The sequence below is a fragment of the Corynebacterium sp. UMB0012 genome (genome assembly GCF_030216265.1).
Lineage (GTDB): Bacteria > Actinomycetota > Actinomycetes > Mycobacteriales > Mycobacteriaceae > Corynebacterium.
On the sequence record NZ_JASOKQ010000117.1, the window covers coordinates 1 to 258 of the forward strand.

1 pseudogene is annotated in these 258 nt (G+C 38.4%); it reads right to left on the minus strand.

Annotated features, from left to right (window positions below):
* Positions 1–258 (minus strand): annotated as a pseudogene (locus QP324_RS12110) (hypothetical protein); the annotation flags it as partial.

The following is a 258-nucleotide window of genomic DNA, read 5'->3' on the forward strand; positions in this document are numbered from 1 at the left end:
TTGGTAAAACATGAGCATTTGGTCCACCTAAGTATTCGTATAAAGGTAAACCTAATTCATCAGCTGCAGCGCGAGCACTTGCTAATGAAACAGATAATATTGCATTAGCACCTAAACGACCTTTATTTGGAGTACCATCAAGATCGATCATAGTTTGATCGATTAAACGTTGATCAGTAACATCTAAACCGATAACAGCTTTAGCAATTTCGCCGTTAACATTTTCAACAGCAGTTAAAACGCCTTGACCACCAAAGC